The organism is Variovorax sp. PvP013 (assembly GCF_050435945.1).
Classification (GTDB): Bacteria; Pseudomonadota; Gammaproteobacteria; order Burkholderiales; family Burkholderiaceae_C; genus Variovorax.
This window is the reverse complement of sequence record NZ_JBNDLF010000003.1, coordinates 159,623-174,100: the sequence shown is the minus strand read 5'-3', so window position 1 is coordinate 174,100 and position 14,478 is coordinate 159,623. Positions and strand designations below refer to the sequence as shown.

The window sequence follows — 14,478 nt, the reverse complement described above, 5'->3', positions numbered from 1 at the left end:
CCGGCACGGTGCGCGGACGCTTCGCGCATCGCACGGGTGAACGAGGCGGCCGTCCCGCCGTGAGCGCCGCATGAAGGCGATCGGCTTCGCCGGCTACTCGGGCGCGGGCAAGACGACGCTGGTCGAGCGCCTGATCCCGCTGCTCAAGGCGCGGGGGCAGCGCGTGTCGGTGGTCAAGCACGCGCACCATCGCTTCGACATCGACCATCCGGGCAAGGACACGTACCGTCATCGGGAGGCGGGTGCCTTCGAGGTCGTCGTCGCCTCCGACCGGCGCCTGGCGCTGATCCGCGAGTTCGAACGGCCCATGGAGCTGTCCGTGCACGACCTGATCGCCGAGCTCGACCCCGGCGTCGACTGGGTGCTGGTCGAGGGTTTCCGGCATGCCGACCTGCCCAAGGTCGAGGTCTGGCGCGAGCCGGCATCCGACGCGCCGCCGCGCCCGCCGCACTACGCCGAGGACGCCCACGTCGTCGCCGTCGCCACCGACGCGCCGCGGCGGCTGCCGCATCCGACGGCGCTGCCGGTGCTCGATATCAACGACGCCGACGCGGTCGTGGCCTGGCTGCTCGCGCAGGCGGACCGCTTCGACTACAAGCTCCCCCACCATGCCTGAACCGACTTCCTCCGCGGCCCCCGCCGCGTCCGCGCCGCGACCCGCCCTGATGCCCCTGGAGACCGCGCTGGCGACGCTCCTGTCCAAGGCCGCGCCGACAACGGCGACCGAGGACGTCCCGACCTTCGAGGCCGACGGCCGCGTGCTGGCGCAGGACGTGGTCTCCGGCCTGACCGTGCCGCCGCACGACAACAGCGCGATGGACGGCTATGCCGTGCGCGGCGCCGACTGCGCCGCGGCCGGCGCCGAGCTGCCGGTGTCGCAGCGCATCCCGGCTGGCAGCGTCGGCATGCCGCTCGCGGCCGGCAGCGTGGCGCGCATCTTCACCGGCGCACCGATCCCCGAGGGCGCCGACGCGGTCGTGATGCAGGAGGACGTCGCCGCCATCGCCGGCACCGATCGCGTGCGCATCGGCATCGTGCCCGCGCCCGGCCAGTGGATCCGCCGCGCCGGCGAGGACGTGGCCCGGGGCGACGTCGTGCTCGCGAGGAGCGCGCGCCTGACGCCCGCCGCGCTGGGGCTGGCCGCTAGCGTCGGCCTCGACCGCCTTCGGGTGGCGAAGCGCCCGCGCGTCGCGCTGCTGTCGACCGGCGACGAGCTGGTGATGCCCGGCGAGGTCGCGCCCGAGGCCATGAAGCCCGGCACCATCTACAACTCCAACCGCTTCTTCATGCGCGCGCTGCTCGCACGCCTGGGCTGCGAGGTCACCGATCTGGGCCTGGTGCCCGACCGCCTCGAGGCCACCGTCGCGGCCCTGCGCACGGCGGCGGCGTCGAACGACCTGATCGTCACCACCGGCGGCGTCTCCGTCGGCGAGGAGGACCACATCCGCGTCGCGATCGAGTCGCTGGGCGAACTCTCGCTGTGGTCGCTGGCGATCAAGCCGGGCAAGCCCTTCGCGTACGGCCGCATCGGCGACGCCCACGTCACCGGCCTGCCGGGCAATCCGGTGTCGAGCTTCATGACCTTCCTGATGCTGGTGCGGCCCTTCGTGCTGCGCCTGCAGGGCGTCGAGCACGTCGAGCCGCATGCCGTGCCGATGCGCGTCGACGCCGACTGGCCGCGCGCCGACCGGCGCCGCGAGTTCCTGCGGGCGCGACGCAACGCGGCCGGCGGGCTCGACCTCTTTCCCAACCAGAGCTCGGGCGTGCTGACCTCGGTGGTCTGGGGCGACGGCGTCATCGACACGCCGGCCGGCCAGCCGTTCCGGCGCGGCGACACCGTGCGGTTCATTCCCTTCGAGAGCCTGCTGGCCTGAACGACCTTCCATGAAAACCATCCGGATCCGCTACTTCGCCTCCGTGCGCGAAGCCCTGGGCGGCGGCGAGACCGTCCGCACCGAGGCCGGCACGCTGGCCGACCTGCGCGACGAACTCATCGCGCGCGGCGGCGCGCACGCCACGGCGCTCGCGCGCGGCAAGGCCGTGCGCATGGCGCGCGACCAGCTCATGAGCCGGGAGGACGCCGAGCTGGCCGACGGCGCCGAGATCGCCTTCTTCCCGCCGGTCACCGGGGGCTGAGCATGGCCGCCGATCCCCGTCCGCCACGCGTCTCGGTGCAGACGGAAGACTTCGACCTGCAGCGCGAGATCGAGGCGCTGCACGGCGCCGACGCCCGCATCGGCGCCGTCTGCAGCTTCGTCGGCACGGTGCGCGACCGCAACGACGGCAGCGCCGTCGCCTCGATGGAACTGGAGCACTACCCCGGCATGACCGAGCGGGCGATCGAGGCCATGATCGACCAGGCCCACGCGCGCTTCGACATCCTCGGCGCCCGCGTGGTGCATCGCGTCGGGCTGCTGCAGCCGCTCGACCGCATCATGATGGTCGCCGTCGTGTCGGCGCACCGCGGCGAGAGCTTCAAGGCCTGCGAATTCCTGATGGACTACCTCAAGACCCAGGCGCCCTTCTGGAAGAAAGAAGGGACGCCCGAAGGCGCGCGCTGGGTCGACGCCCGCGTCGCCGACGACGCCGCGCTCGCGCGCTGGGGCATCGAGGCCTCCAACGCCTGAGCGGCGTCGGCCGGCCTCGGGTCGGCTTCAGGCGGGCCTGAAGCCGTTGGCCTGGATGATCCGCCGCCAGGACTGCGTGTACGTCCGCACCCGCCCGGCGAACTGGCCCTGCGGCTCGTAGCCGACGGTCAGGCCCATCGCGGTGAGCTTCTGGCGCACGTCGGGCATCATCAGCACCTTGGCCAGCGCGGCGCCGAAGCGCTCGACGAAGGGCTGGGGCGTGCCCACCGGCGCGAAGACGCCGTAGTAGGGCAGGTCGTCGAGGTTGGCGAAACCGAGTTCGCCGAAGGTCGGCACCTGCGGCAGCAGCGCCTGGCGCCTGGCGCCGATCGTGGCGACGATGCGGACCTTGCCGGCGCGGTGGTTCTCGATGAAGTCCGGCACCGACGCGATGCCGGCGCTGATCTGGTTGCCCAGCATGTCGGCCATCATCGGCGCGCTGCCGCGGTAGGGCGCGGCCTGGATGTCCAGGCGGGTCCGGTCGGCGATCATCTTCACCAGGAACTCGGGGATCGACGCCGGAGCCGGCACGCCGATGGTGTCGCGCCCGCCGCGCCTGGTCTTGATCCAGGCGACGTACTCGTCGAGGCTGCGCGCCGGCGTGCCGCCCGAGACCGCCAGCACGTTGGCGAAGCTGGCGAAGCCGGCCACCGGCACGAAGTCGACGGCCGGGTCGAAGCCCGGGTTCCTCACCACCTGCGGCAGGATCGAGATCGTGTGGTCGTGCGAGAGCAGCAGCGTGTGGCCGTCGGCCGGCGCGGCCCGGAGCGCCTGGGCGGCGATCTGGCCGCCGGCGCCGGCGCGGTTCTCCACCACCACCGGCACGCCGAGTTCGTCCTTGAGCTTCTCGCCCAATGCCCGCGCGATGGCGTCGCTGCCGGCGCCGGCCGGGAAACCCACCAGCAGGCGGATCGGCGCGCCGCCGCCCTGCGCGCGGGTCGTTCCGGTGGCCAGGGCCGCGAGGCCGCCCAGGCCGGCGGCCAGGATGCCGCGCCGTGAGGGGGAAGGAGTCCGCATCGTCGATGTCATGTGTCTGTGTCGGAAGAAAGGTGGATGGGAGGAGGGGAGTGCGCGCAAGATCGGGACCCGGACCCGGACCCGGACCCGGACCCGGACCCGGACCCGGACCCGGACCCGGACCCGGACCCGGGGCCGGCGCGCCGGTCGGCCGACCCTTGAATCGCCGCGCCATGGTCCTATTTTCGAGGCAAGGAAACATTCGCCATGCGCCAAGACAAACTCACCACCAAATTCCAGGAAGCCCTCGTCGACGCCCAGTCGCTCGCGCTGGGCAACGACAACGCCTACATCGAGCCGGCCCACCTGCTCGCGGCGATGCTGCGGCAGGAGGACGGCCCGCGCGCGCTGCTCGAGCGCGCCGGCGTCAACGTCGGCGGCCTGTCGCAGGCGGCCGAGGCCGCCATCAAGAAGCTGCCGCACGTCCAGGGCGGCGAGGCCGTGCAGGTCGGCCCCGAGCTCAACAAGCTGCTGCAGGCGACCGAGAAGGAAGCCATCAAGCGCAAGGACCAGTTCATCGCCGGCGAGCTGTTCCTGCTGGCCCTGGCCGACAGCAAGGCCGACATCGGCGACCTCGCGCGCGCGCAGGGCCTCACGCGCAAGTCGCTCGAGGCGGCCATCGACGCCGTGCGCGGCGGCCAGGGCGTCGACAGCGCCGACGCCGAGGGCCAGCGCGAGTCCCTGAAGAAATACACCATGGACCTCACCGAGCGCGCCCGCCGCGGCAAGCTCGACCCGGTCATCGGCCGCGACGAGGAGATCCGTCGCGCCATCCAGGTGCTGCAGCGGCGCACCAAGAACAACCCCGTGCTCATCGGCGAGCCGGGCGTGGGCAAGACCGCCATCGTCGAGGGCCTGGCCCAGCGCATCGTCGCGGGCGAGGTGCCCGAGTCGCTCAAGGGCAAGCGCGTGCTGTCGCTCGACATGGCCGCATTGCTGGCCGGTGCCAAGTTCCGCGGCGAGTTCGAGGAGCGCCTGAAGAGCGTGCTCAACGAGCTGGCCAAGGACGAGGGCCAGACCATCGTCTTCATCGACGAGCTCCACACCATGGTGGGCGCGGGCAAGGCCGAGGGCGCGATGGACGCAGGCAACATGCTCAAGCCGGCGCTCGCGCGCGGCGAGCTGCACTGCGTGGGCGCCACCACGCTCGACGAGTACCGCAAGTACATCGAGAAGGATGCCGCGCTGGAGCGCCGCTTCCAGAAGATCCTGGTGGGCGAGCCGACCGTGGAGGCGACCATCGCCATCCTGCGCGGCCTGCAGGAGAAGTACGAGGTGCACCACGGCGTGCAGATCACCGACCCGGCGATCGTCGCCGCCGCCGAGCTCTCCGACCGCTACATCACCGACCGCTTCCTGCCCGACAAGGCGATCGACCTGATCGACGAGGCGGCGGCCAAGATCAAGATCGAGATGGACTCCAAGCCCGAGGTCATGGACCGGCTCGACCGCCGCCTGATCCAGCTGCAGATCGAGCGCGAGGCGGTGCGCCGCGAGAAGGACGAGTCCTCGGTCAAGCGCTTCGGTCTGATCGAGGACGAGATCGTCAAGCTGCAGAAGGAGATCGCCGACTACGACGAGATCTGGCAGGCCGAGAAGGCCCAGGCGCAAGGTTCCAAGGAGGTCATGGAAGAGATCGACCAGATCCGCTTCAAGATCGCCGAGTTCACGCAGAAGGGCGACTTCAACAAGGTCGCCGAACTGCAGTACGGGCAGCTGCCCGGCTTGGAGAAGCGCTTGAAGGAAGCGCAGGAGAGCGAGACCCACAAGGGCAAGGGCAGCGCCCCCACGCTGCTGCGCACGCAGGTCGGCGCCGAGGAGATCGCCGAGGTGGTGGCGCGCGCCACCGGCATTCCGGTGGCCAAGCTGATGCAGGGCGAGCGCGACAAGCTGCTGGTCATGGAGGACAGGCTGCACGAGCGCGTGGTCGGCCAGGACGAGGCCATCGGCGCGGTCGCCAACGCCATCCGGCGCTCGCGCTCGGGCCTGTCGGACCCGAACCGCCCGACCGGCAGCTTCCTGTTCCTCGGCCCGACGGGCGTGGGCAAGACCGAGCTGTGCAAGGCGCTCGCGGGCTTCCTGTTCGACAGCGAGGACCACCTCATCCGCATCGACATGAGCGAGTTCATGGAGAAGCATTCGGTCGCGCGCCTCATCGGCGCGCCGCCGGGCTACGTGGGCTACGAGGAGGGCGGCTACCTGACCGAGGCCGTGCGCCGCAAGCCCTACAGCGTGGTGCTGCTCGACGAGGTGGAGAAGGCCCATCCGGACGTCTTCAACGTGCTGCTGCAGGTGCTCGACGACGGACGCCTGACCGACGGCCAGGGCCGCACGGTGGACTTCAAGAACACCGTCATCGTCATGACCAGCAACATCGGCTCGCCGATCATCCAGTCGATGGTCGGTCGGCCGTCGGAGGAGATCAAGGAAGCGGTATGGGACGAGCTGAAGAACTACTTCCGCCCCGAGTTCCTCAACCGCATCGACGAGACGGTGGTGTTCCACGCCCTCGACGCGAAGAACATCGAGTCGATCGCGGCGATCCAGCTCAAGGTGCTGCAGGCGCGGCTGGCGAAGATGGACCTGTTCCTCTACGTGTCGGCTCCGGCGCTCGCGGAGATCGCCAAGGTCGGCTTCGACCCGGTGTTCGGCGCGCGGCCGCTCAAGCGCGCCATCCAGCAGCGCATCGAGAATCCGCTCTCCAAGCTGCTGCTCGACGGCACCTTCGGCCCGAAGGACACGATCCATGTCGGAACCGATCCCATCCAGTCGCCAGGGCAGTTCTCGTTCACCCGGAAGGAGGAACCATCGGCCGAGGCTCTGGCCTAATGCCGATGATGAACTTTTTCATACGTATCGTCCTGTTCCTGCTGGGCCTGATCGTCGCGACGGGCCTGTTTTTCCTGGTCGCGGTGCTGGCCGCGGTCTGGGGCGCCCGCTACGGCTGGGCGCGCCTGACCGGCAAGCCGGTGTCGCCCTGGGCCGCCATGGCGGGGCGCTTCGATCCGCGCGGCGGCTTCGAACGCTTCCGTGCGGCGGGCCGGGCCGCCGAGCCCAGCGCGGCCGACGTGGTCGGTGCGCGGGCCCGGGGCGAGTCGGTGCGCAGCCCCGTCGTGCTCGGCCCGGCCGACGACGTGACCGACGTGCGGGCGCGGCCGGTCGTGCGCGGCGAGTAGGGTCGGCACGCATCGTCCCGGCGACGAACGTCCGACGCGGGCGTGTCGCTCGTTTTTCTCTCCTGCCTCGATAGACTGCGTGCATGAACGTGCGCTTTCTCGAGGCCTTCGTCTGGGTCGTCAAGCTCGGCAGCTTCAAGGCGGCGGCCGAGAAGATGCACACCACCCAGGCCGGCATCTCCAGCCGCATCGCCACGCTGGAGGAGCAGTTCGGCGTGCGCCTGTTCGACCGTGAGCACCGTGGCGTCATGCTCACCTACCACGGCACCGAACTGCTGCCGTACGCGGAGCGGATGCTGGAGCTGCAGGCCCGCATGGTCATGGCCATGGGCCAGTCCGATGCCTTCTCGGGCATGCTGCGCATCGGCGTCATCGAGACCGTGGCCCACACTTGGCTGCCCGACCTGTTCTCGCGCTTCGCCGAGAAATATCCCAACGCCACGCTCGATCTGGTGTGCGACATCACCCCTCGCCTGCGCGACGACCTGCTGCGCGGCATGCTCGACTGCGTGATCCTGTCGGAGGAGATCACGCCGGGCTTCATCGACAACCGCCGCATCGCCAACCTCGCGATGCGCTGGGTCGCCAGCCCGGCGCTGGCGCTGAAATTCCCCTCGCGCCGGCTGCTGTCCTTCGCCGACATCGCCGAGCAGCCCATCATCTCGTTCAATCGCGAGTCGAGCGTCTATCGCAACATCGCGCAGAACGCCGGCGGCTGCGCCAAGCTGCGGGTGAGCTATTTCTCGTCGATCGGGGCCATGGTCGATCTGGCGCGAACCGGCTTCGGCACCGCGCTGCTGCCGCCGGCGGTGATCCAGCAGGACCTGCGCGACGGCAGGCTGGTGGCGCTCGACGTCGACCCGACGCCCATCGCGCTCCCGCTGGTCGCCAGCATGCGGCTGGAACCCACGTCGCCGCTGGCCGAATCCCTGGTCGGCATGGCGCAGACGGCGTGCGACCAGTTCCTCTCGACCTGCCGCGACGACGCCCGCGCGCCCTGATGCGGCGCATGCGGCGCCCGAAGATGGGGCGAAGCGATGCGCCACGGTCGTGCATCACGAAACGCTATCGATCGTCAAAAGAATTTCCCGTTTGACCCTGTGGGCGGGCGCGACAACACTGCCCGCCATGCACCGTTCCACGACCACCAAGCGACATCGCGAGTTCTTCGCGATCCGTCCCGACGACACCGCCACGGCCTGGTCGCCGGTGGCCTGCTCGGCCGGCCGCATCGAGGAGATCGTCCTGGCCGACGACTTCGACCCGGCCGCCGGCACCGGCTCGCGCACGCGGCTCGCGCGCTGGTCGGCCGGTGCCCTGATCGACCGGCCGGTGGTGCACGATTTCCACGAGGAGGTCTTCATTGTCGAGGGCGAGCTGGTGGTCGGCTGCGACGCCGAGGGCGAGGGCGGCGAAACCTTCGGCCCCTACACCTTCGCCTGCCGCCCACCCGGGGCGGTGCACGGTCCCTTCGTCTCGCGCACGGGCTGCGTGCTGCTCGAATTCCAGTACCACGCATGAACGCCGCCACCGCTTCCCTGGCCGCGCTCGCGCCCGATGGCCGCACCGCCCGCGCATTGATGCGCTCGGGCCGTCACGCCGGCCACACCGCCGGCATGGCGCCGGGTCACGTGCAGGGCAACCTCGCGATCCTGCCGAAGGCGCAGGCCGACGACTTCCTGCGCTTCTGCCAGCGCAATCCCAAGTCCTGCCCGCTGCTGGCGGTGTCGGAGCCGGGCGATCCGGCGCCGCCCGGACTGGGCACGGACCTCGACATCCGCAGCGACCTGCCGCGCTACCGCGTCTGGCGCGACGGCGTGCTGGTCGACGAGCCGACGGACATCGCCGACCTGTGGCGCGACGACCTGGTGAGCTTCGTGATCGGCTGCTCGTTCTCGTTCGAGGAGGCGCTGCTCGAGGCCGGCGTGCCGCTGCGCCACGTCGCCGAGGGCCGCAACGTCGCCATGTACCGCACCGACGTGCCGACCGCGCCGGCGGGCGTCTTCCGCGGACCGCTGGTGGTGTCGATGCGACCGATGAAGGCGGCCGACGCCATCCGCGCGGTGCAGGTCACCTCTCGCTTTCCGCAGGTGCACGGCGCGCCGGTCCACATCGGCCGGCCCGACCTGATCGGCATCGCCGATCTCGCCGCGCCGGACTTCGGCGACCCGGTCGCCGTCCTGGACGACGAACTGCCGGTCTTCTGGGCCTGCGGCGTGACGCCGCAGTCGGTGGTGATGGCCGCGAAGCCGCCGCTGTGCATCACGCACGCGCCCGGCTGCATGCTGGTCACGGACCTGCTCAATCACCGCATCGCCAGCTTCTAGCGCCACCGCCCCACCGCTCAACGACGGTCGCGGCCTGTCGCTCCGTCTCTTTCCGCTCGATCTTTCCATCCGCCTTTCGTCCCCAGGAGTCCATCCATGAAGCGCTTCCCGACTTCCCTCGCCGCCCTCGCGTCCGTGAGCGCCGCCGCGGCCCTGCTGCTGGGGGGCCCCGCCGCCGCCCAGGTGCCGGCCGGTCCCAAGGTCGCCGTGCAGGCGATCACGCAGGTCTCGCCGAACCTGCCGCAGTACACCCGCGTCGACCAGCCGCTGCTGCGCGACGGCATCGCCAAGGCCACCGGCGGCCGCGTCGAGGTCACGCTGTCGTCCTGGCCGGAGCGCAACGTCAACGGCCCCGAGGTGCTGCGCCTGGTGCGCTCGGGCCAGGTCGACATCGCCGCCGCGCCGCTGACCACCGTCTCGGGCGACGTGCCGATGCTCGACGGCGTCGACCTCGCCGGCATGAACGCCGACATCGCCCAGGCCCGCAAGGTGGCCGACGCCATGGTGCCGGTGGCCAACAAGGACCTGGAGCGCCTGGGCATCAAGCTGGTCGCGACCTATCCGTTCTCCGGCCAGATGCTGTTCTGCCGCAAGCCGGTGGCGAGCCTGGCCGACCTCAAGGGCCTGAAGGTGCGCACCAACGGCCCGTCGGCTTCCGACCTGATCAAGTCGCTCGGCGGCCAACCGGTGTCGCTGGCCTTCGGCGAGGTCTACACGGCGCTGGAGCGCGGCACGGTCGACTGCGGCATCACCGGTGCGGGTTCCGGCAACGGCGTGAAGTGGCCGGAGGTCACGACGCACCTCTACACGCTGCCGCTGTCGTGGTCGACCTCGGGCTACTTCGTCAACCTGGCCTGGTGGAACAAGCTCGATCCGGCCGTCCGCGCCCAGTTCGAGAAGACCATGGGCGAGGTGCAGGAGGCGCAGTGGAAGCTCGGCCTGGAGGCCACCAACGACGGCGTCGCCTGCAACGTCGGCCGTGCCGACGGCTGCAAGCTGCACACGCTGATGAATAAGCCGATGGTCGAGGCGAGGGCCGAGTCCGGCGTCGCCGCCGCGCTGCAGAAGCACGTGGCCGACGACGTGCTGCCCGGCTGGATCAAGCGCTGCGGCGAGCGCTGCGCCGCGACCTACGCCCAGGTGATCGCCCCGATCATCGGCATCGCCTACACGGCCAAGTGATGTTCCGCGCCCTCGAATGGGTGAGCGCCAAGGCGATGACCATCGCCGGCTGGTGCTACCTGGTGATCACGCTGCTGATCTGCTTCGACATCGCCGCGCGGCGGCTGCTGGGCTTCTCGACCGAGGCCACCACCGAGGTCACCGGCTACCTGATGGCCATCGGCATGAGCTGGGGGCTGGCGGGCACGCTGTTCGAGCGCGGCCACGTGCGCATCGACGTGCTGGTGCAGAAGATGCCGCTGGCCGTGCGCGTCTGGCTGCACCTGGCCTCGCTGGTGGCGCTGCTGGTGGCCTCGGGCTTCTTCGCCTGGGGCGCCTTCTCGCTCGCCAAGGACTCGTGGGACTTCGGTTCGACCGACCTGTCGGCGCTGCACACGCCGCTGGCGATCCCGCAGGGCCTGTGGGCCGCCGGGCTCGGTCTGCTGCTGCTGGCGGTGGTGGCGCTGGCCGCGCGCGCCGTGCGACAGATCGCCACCGGCGACGCCGACGGCATGGACCGCATGCTCATGGCGCGCACCTACGTCGACGAGGCCGCGGAAACCCTGGAAGCCGTGGCCGAGGCCCAGCAGGGCATGCAATCGCCGGCCCTCCAGCCCGCCGTCACGGGAGCCGCCCGATGATCGCCATCGTCTTCATCGTCGCCATCGGCCTGCTGATCGGCGGCGCCTCGCTTTTCGGCGTGCAGGGCCCGGCCGCGGCCGCCTCGGCCAGCGTGCCGTGGTGGGCGCTGGCCAGCGTGCTGGTCGCCTTCGTCGGCTTCTTCGCCGGCGGCATCTACGTGGGCGCGGCGCTTGCCCTGCTGTCGCTGCTCGCGGGCTTCGGCCTGTCGGAGCGGCCGTTCTGGAACTTCATCGGCGAGATGATCTGGAGCCCGTCGACCAACTTCGTGCTGGTGTCGGTGCCGCTGTTCCTGCTGATGGGCGAGGTGATGCTGCGCGCCGGGCTGTCGGAGCGGCTCTACCGGGCGCTCAACATCTGGATGGGGCGCCTGCCCGGCGGCCTGCTGCACACCAACATCATCTCCTGCGGCGTGTTCTCCGCCGTGGCCGGCTCCAGCGTGGCGACCGCCGCGACCATGGGCTCGGTCGCGCTGCCGTACTTCGAGAAGAGCCACTACCCGCCCAAGCTGGTGCTGGGCTCGCTGGCCGCCGGCGGCGCGCTGGGCAACCTGATTCCGCCGGGCATCACCTTCATCATCTACGGCCTGATCACCGAGACCTCGGTGGGCGCGCTGTACCTGGCGGCGGTGGGGCCGAGCATCCTGGTGGTGGCGCTGTTCACGGCCGTGATCCTGTACTACAGCCACAAGCTCAAGCTGCACGGCGACGCGGCTTCGAAGGCCATCACGTGGCGCCACCGCATCGCCAGCCTGTCGGACCTGGTGCCCACGGCACTGCTGATCGGGCTGGTGCTGGGCACCATCTACGCCGGCTGGGCCACGCCCACGGAGTCGGCCGCGCTCGGCGTCGCGGGCAGCCTGGTGCTGGCGGCGGCGGACCGCAAGCTGAAGTGGAAGATGCTGTCGGAGTCGATGAAGGCGACCGCGCGCACCACGTCGATGATCGCGCTGATCCTCTTCGGCGCGTACTTCCTCAACTACATCCTGTCGTCGCTGGGCATCCCGCAGATGCTGGCGAAGTTCCTCACGGGGCTGCCCTTCCCGGGCTGGGTGATCATGCTGGTGATCATCGGCTTCTACCTGGCGCTGGGCACCTTCATGGAGGGCATGTCGATGGTGATCACCACCATCCCGCTGCTGTTCCCGGTGGTCACGGCGCTGGGCTACGACCCGATCTGGTTCGGCGTGGTCATCACGATGCTGGTGGAGATCGCCATGATCAGCCCGCCCGACGGCACCGTGCTCTACGTGCTCCAGGGCATGCGCCGCCAGCCCGGGCCGATCACCGACGTCTTCGCCGGCGTGCTGCCCTTCATGTTCGTCTACATGCTCGCGATCGTCGTGCTGATGGTGTTCCCCGCCATCGCGCTGTGGCTGCCGGCCTACCTCATGTGACTTTCTTTCGCGGACCCCTTTCCATGTCATCGACCTCCCCGAACCTCTCCTTCGCCTGCGAATCCGTGGCCACCGACGGCACCCGCGCGACGCGGCTCCTGCACGTGGCGCCGCGCCAGATGGTGATCGCCGGCTGGACCGGCCGCGACGCCGCCGCCATCGCCCACCACATCGAGGAACTCGAGGCTATCGGCGTGCCCCGGCCCTCCAGCGTGCCGCTGTACTACCGCGTCGGCGCCGGGCTGCTGACGCAGTCGGATGTCATCGAGGCCCTGGGCCCGCACAGCTCCGGCGAGGCCGAGCCGATGCTGTTCTTCGCCGCGGGCGAGTGGTGGCTCACGGTCGCCTCCGACCATACCGACCGCCGGGTCGAGACCTACTCGGTCGCCGTCTCCAAGCAGATGTGCGCCAAGCCGGTGGCCGCCACCGCCTGGCGCTGGCGCGACGTCGCCGACCACCAGGACGAGTTGCAGTTGCGCTCGCGCATCCTGGAGGACGGCGTGTGGGTCGACTACCAGGCCGGCACCTTCGCGTCGATCCGTCCGCTCGCCGGCCTGCGCGACGGCATCTACGCCGCCGAGGGTGGCGAGGAGGGCCGCTTCATGACCTGCGGCACGCTCGGCGCCATCCCCAACGCGCGGGGCGAGGGCATCCGCCCGGCGGCGGAGATGGAACTGGAGATCCACGACCCGCGCCACGGCCGCCGCATCGTGCACCGCTACGCCGTGCGGGCGCTGGAGGTGGTGGCCTGAGAATGGCCGTTGGCCGAACACGCGCGCTGCGCAGGAGAACCGAATGAATCCATCCCCGATCGCGACCCTGCGCGCGCGCCTCGCGCGCGGCGAGACCACGCACGAAGCCGTCGTGGCGCAGGCGCTCGAAGGCGCCGCCGGCGCGCCGGCGCGACACGTCTTCACGAAGCTCCATGCCGACGCGGCGCTCGCCGCCGCCCGCCATGCCGATGCCGCCCAGCGCGCCGGCGTGGCGCTGCCCGCCCTGGCCGGCCTGCCGGTCACGGTCAAGGACCTCTACGACGTCGCCGGCGAGACCACGATGGCCGGCTCCGTCGTGTGCGAGGGCGAGCCCGCCGCCGTGGCCGACGCCGTGGCCGTGGCGCGCCTGCGCACGGCCGGCGCCGCCATCCTCGGCAAGACCAACATGACCGAGTTCGCCTTCTCCGGCGTCGGCATCAACCCGCACCACGGCACGCCGCGCAATCCGGCCGATGCGGCCGTGGCGCGCATCCCGGGCGGCTCGTCGTCGGGCGCGGCGGTGTCGGTGGCGCTCGGCCTGGCGGTGGCGGGGCTGGGGTCGGACACGGGCGGATCGATCCGCATCCCGGCCGCGCTGTGCGGGCTGGTCGGCTTCAAGAGCACGCAGTCGCGCGTGCCGCGCACCGGCGCCTTCGAACTGGCGCGCTCGCTCGACACCGTCTGCGCCATGACGCGCAGCGTCGCCGACTGCCTCGTGGTCGACGCCGCCATCGCCGACGCGCCGCTCGCGGTGCGCCGCCGGCCGCTGCGCGGCGTGCGCCTGGCGGTGCCGCGCACGGTGATGTTCGACGGCATCGAGCCGGCGGTGGCGCAGGCCTTCGACCGCGCGGTCGGCACGCTGTCGGCGGCCGGCGCGGAGATCGTCGACGTGCCGCTGACCGAGCTGGCCGAGATCGCGCAGATCAACGCACCGGGCGGCTTCTCGCCGGTGGAGGCCTCGGCCGTGCACCGCGACCGCATCCGCGCGCATCGCGACCGCTTCGACACCCGCGTCGCCGCGCGCATCGAGCTGGGCATGTCGGTCGCCGCGGCCGACTACATCGTCATGCAGGACCGCCGCCGCGATTGGATCGGCCGCGTCGAGGGCGCGCTCGAGGGCTTCGACGCATTGCTGTGCCCGACCGTGCCGATCGTCGCGCCGGCCATCGACGCGCTCGCCGCCGCCGACGCCTTCTTCAAGGCCAACGGCCTGCTGCTGCGCAACACCTTCGCGATCAACTTCCTCGACGGCTGCGCCTTCAGCCTGCCGTGCCAGCGCGCGGGCGAGCTGCCGGTGGGATTGATGCTGTCGTCGGTGCGCGGCGACGACGCGCGGCTGGCGGCGGTCGCGCTGGCGGTCGAGGCGGCGCTGGCGGTCTGACG

Annotated in this window: 15 protein-coding genes; 14 read left to right on the top strand and 1 reads right to left on the bottom strand. The window is 71.1% G+C overall.

The features are described from left to right. Positions 1–70 precede the first annotated feature (70 nt). Genes mobB through ABID77_RS11165 form a run of 4 tightly spaced genes read left to right on the top strand, consistent with a single transcriptional unit; the run spans position 71 to position 2,627 of the window. Positions 71–616 carry a molybdopterin-guanine dinucleotide biosynthesis protein B gene (mobB, locus tag ABID77_RS11180; protein WP_429595231.1) on the top strand — a complete coding sequence of 182 codons (546 nt, stop codon included), beginning with the start codon at positions 71–73 and terminating at the stop codon, positions 614–616. Then, positions 609–1,874, top strand: coding sequence for a molybdopterin molybdotransferase MoeA (locus ABID77_RS11175; RefSeq protein ID WP_429595228.1), 1,266 nt, complete (start codon positions 609–611; stop codon positions 1,872–1,874). The genes mobB and ABID77_RS11175 overlap by 8 nt, the downstream gene beginning before the upstream one ends. Before the next feature lie 10 nt (positions 1,875–1,884). Beyond that, a complete protein-coding gene (locus ABID77_RS11170; RefSeq protein ID WP_429595225.1) occupies positions 1,885–2,136 on the top strand; it encodes a MoaD/ThiS family protein in 252 nt (83 codons plus the stop codon). A gap of 2 nt (positions 2,137–2,138) precedes the next feature. Next, positions 2,139–2,627 carry a molybdenum cofactor biosynthesis protein MoaE gene (locus ABID77_RS11165; RefSeq protein ID WP_429595223.1) on the top strand — a complete coding sequence of 163 codons (489 nt, stop codon included), beginning with the start codon at positions 2,139–2,141 and terminating at the stop codon, positions 2,625–2,627. Between the two features lie 27 nt (positions 2,628–2,654). Here ABID77_RS11165 and ABID77_RS11160 read toward each other — a convergent pair whose 3' ends face one another. After that, entirely contained in the window at positions 2,655–3,644 is a 990-nt protein-coding gene (locus ABID77_RS11160; RefSeq protein WP_429595220.1) for a Bug family tripartite tricarboxylate transporter substrate binding protein, read from the bottom strand. 207 nt (positions 3,645–3,851) lie between these two features. Here ABID77_RS11160 and clpB point away from each other — a divergent pair, with 207 nt between their 5' ends. The 10 genes from clpB (at position 3,852) to ABID77_RS11110 (ending at position 14,476) form a co-directional block, all read left to right on the top strand. Beyond that, the gene (clpB, locus tag ABID77_RS11155; RefSeq protein ID WP_429595217.1) at positions 3,852–6,473 is read left to right on the top strand and encodes an ATP-dependent chaperone ClpB; all 2,622 of its coding nucleotides are present in this window, start codon (positions 3,852–3,854) and stop codon (positions 6,471–6,473) included. A gap of 5 nt (positions 6,474–6,478) precedes the next feature. After that, on the top strand, positions 6,479–6,820 hold the full coding sequence (locus ABID77_RS11150; RefSeq protein WP_429595214.1) for a hypothetical protein: 342 nt from the start codon (positions 6,479–6,481) through the stop codon (positions 6,818–6,820). A gap of 83 nt (positions 6,821–6,903) precedes the next feature. Then, positions 6,904–7,821 (top strand): LysR family transcriptional regulator, encoded by a 918-nt coding sequence (locus tag ABID77_RS11145; protein ID WP_429595211.1) that lies wholly within the window; start codon positions 6,904–6,906, stop codon positions 7,819–7,821. A 127-nt stretch (positions 7,822–7,948) separates the two neighbouring features. Beyond that, the gene (locus tag ABID77_RS11140; RefSeq protein ID WP_429595208.1) at positions 7,949–8,341 is read left to right on the top strand and encodes a cupin; all 393 of its coding nucleotides are present in this window, start codon (positions 7,949–7,951) and stop codon (positions 8,339–8,341) included. After that, positions 8,338–9,147: a putative hydro-lyase gene (locus ABID77_RS11135; RefSeq protein ID WP_429595205.1), complete on the top strand. Its 810-nt coding sequence runs from the start codon at positions 8,338–8,340 to the stop codon at positions 9,145–9,147. The genes ABID77_RS11140 and ABID77_RS11135 overlap by 4 nt, the downstream gene beginning before the upstream one ends. A gap of 96 nt (positions 9,148–9,243) precedes the next feature. Next, positions 9,244–10,329 (top strand): TRAP transporter substrate-binding protein, encoded by a 1,086-nt coding sequence (locus tag ABID77_RS11130; RefSeq protein WP_429595202.1) that lies wholly within the window; start codon positions 9,244–9,246, stop codon positions 10,327–10,329. Next, positions 10,329–10,949, top strand: a complete 621-nt coding sequence (locus ABID77_RS11125; protein WP_429595199.1) for a TRAP transporter small permease subunit — start codon at positions 10,329–10,331, stop codon at positions 10,947–10,949. The genes ABID77_RS11130 and ABID77_RS11125 overlap by 1 nt, the downstream gene beginning before the upstream one ends. Continuing rightward, entirely contained in the window at positions 10,946–12,343 is a 1,398-nt protein-coding gene (locus ABID77_RS11120; protein WP_429595196.1) for a TRAP transporter large permease, read from the top strand. The genes ABID77_RS11125 and ABID77_RS11120 overlap by 4 nt, the downstream gene beginning before the upstream one ends. Before the next feature lie 23 nt (positions 12,344–12,366). Further along, a complete protein-coding gene (locus ABID77_RS11115; RefSeq protein WP_429595193.1) occupies positions 12,367–13,095 on the top strand; it encodes a DUF2848 domain-containing protein in 729 nt (242 codons plus the stop codon). A gap of 43 nt (positions 13,096–13,138) precedes the next feature. Beyond that, positions 13,139–14,476, top strand: a complete 1,338-nt coding sequence (locus ABID77_RS11110) for an amidase (protein WP_429595190.1) — start codon at positions 13,139–13,141, stop codon at positions 14,474–14,476. Positions 14,477–14,478: the final 2 nt, after the last annotated feature.

Bases quoted from the DNA above. Each gene is read 5' to 3' on its own strand.
- ABID77_RS11150 (WP_429595214.1), top strand. From the start codon at position 6,479: ATGATGAACTTTTTCATACGTATCGTCCTGTTCCTGCTGGGCCTGATC.
- ABID77_RS11175 (WP_429595228.1), top strand. From the start codon at position 609: ATGCCTGAACCGACTTCCTCCGCGGCCCCCGCCGCGTCCGCGCCGCGA.
- mobB (WP_429595231.1), top strand. From the start codon at position 71: ATGAAGGCGATCGGCTTCGCCGGCTACTCGGGCGCGGGCAAGACGACG.
- ABID77_RS11125 (WP_429595199.1), top strand. From the start codon at position 10,329: ATGTTCCGCGCCCTCGAATGGGTGAGCGCCAAGGCGATGACCATCGCC.
- ABID77_RS11120 (WP_429595196.1), top strand. From the start codon at position 10,946: ATGATCGCCATCGTCTTCATCGTCGCCATCGGCCTGCTGATCGGCGGC.
- ABID77_RS11170 (WP_429595225.1), top strand. From the start codon at position 1,885: ATGAAAACCATCCGGATCCGCTACTTCGCCTCCGTGCGCGAAGCCCTG.
- ABID77_RS11145 (WP_429595211.1), top strand. From the start codon at position 6,904: ATGAACGTGCGCTTTCTCGAGGCCTTCGTCTGGGTCGTCAAGCTCGGC.
- ABID77_RS11135 (WP_429595205.1), top strand. From the start codon at position 8,338: ATGAACGCCGCCACCGCTTCCCTGGCCGCGCTCGCGCCCGATGGCCGC.
- ABID77_RS11110 (WP_429595190.1), top strand. From the start codon at position 13,139: ATGAATCCATCCCCGATCGCGACCCTGCGCGCGCGCCTCGCGCGCGGC.
- ABID77_RS11160 (WP_429595220.1), bottom strand. From the start codon at position 3,644: ATGCGGACTCCTTCCCCCTCACGGCGCGGCATCCTGGCCGCCGGCCTG.
- clpB (WP_429595217.1), top strand. From the start codon at position 3,852: ATGCGCCAAGACAAACTCACCACCAAATTCCAGGAAGCCCTCGTCGAC.
- ABID77_RS11165 (WP_429595223.1), top strand. From the start codon at position 2,139: ATGGCCGCCGATCCCCGTCCGCCACGCGTCTCGGTGCAGACGGAAGAC.
- ABID77_RS11130 (WP_429595202.1), top strand. From the start codon at position 9,244: ATGAAGCGCTTCCCGACTTCCCTCGCCGCCCTCGCGTCCGTGAGCGCC.
- ABID77_RS11140 (WP_429595208.1), top strand. From the start codon at position 7,949: ATGCACCGTTCCACGACCACCAAGCGACATCGCGAGTTCTTCGCGATC.
- ABID77_RS11115 (WP_429595193.1), top strand. From the start codon at position 12,367: ATGTCATCGACCTCCCCGAACCTCTCCTTCGCCTGCGAATCCGTGGCC.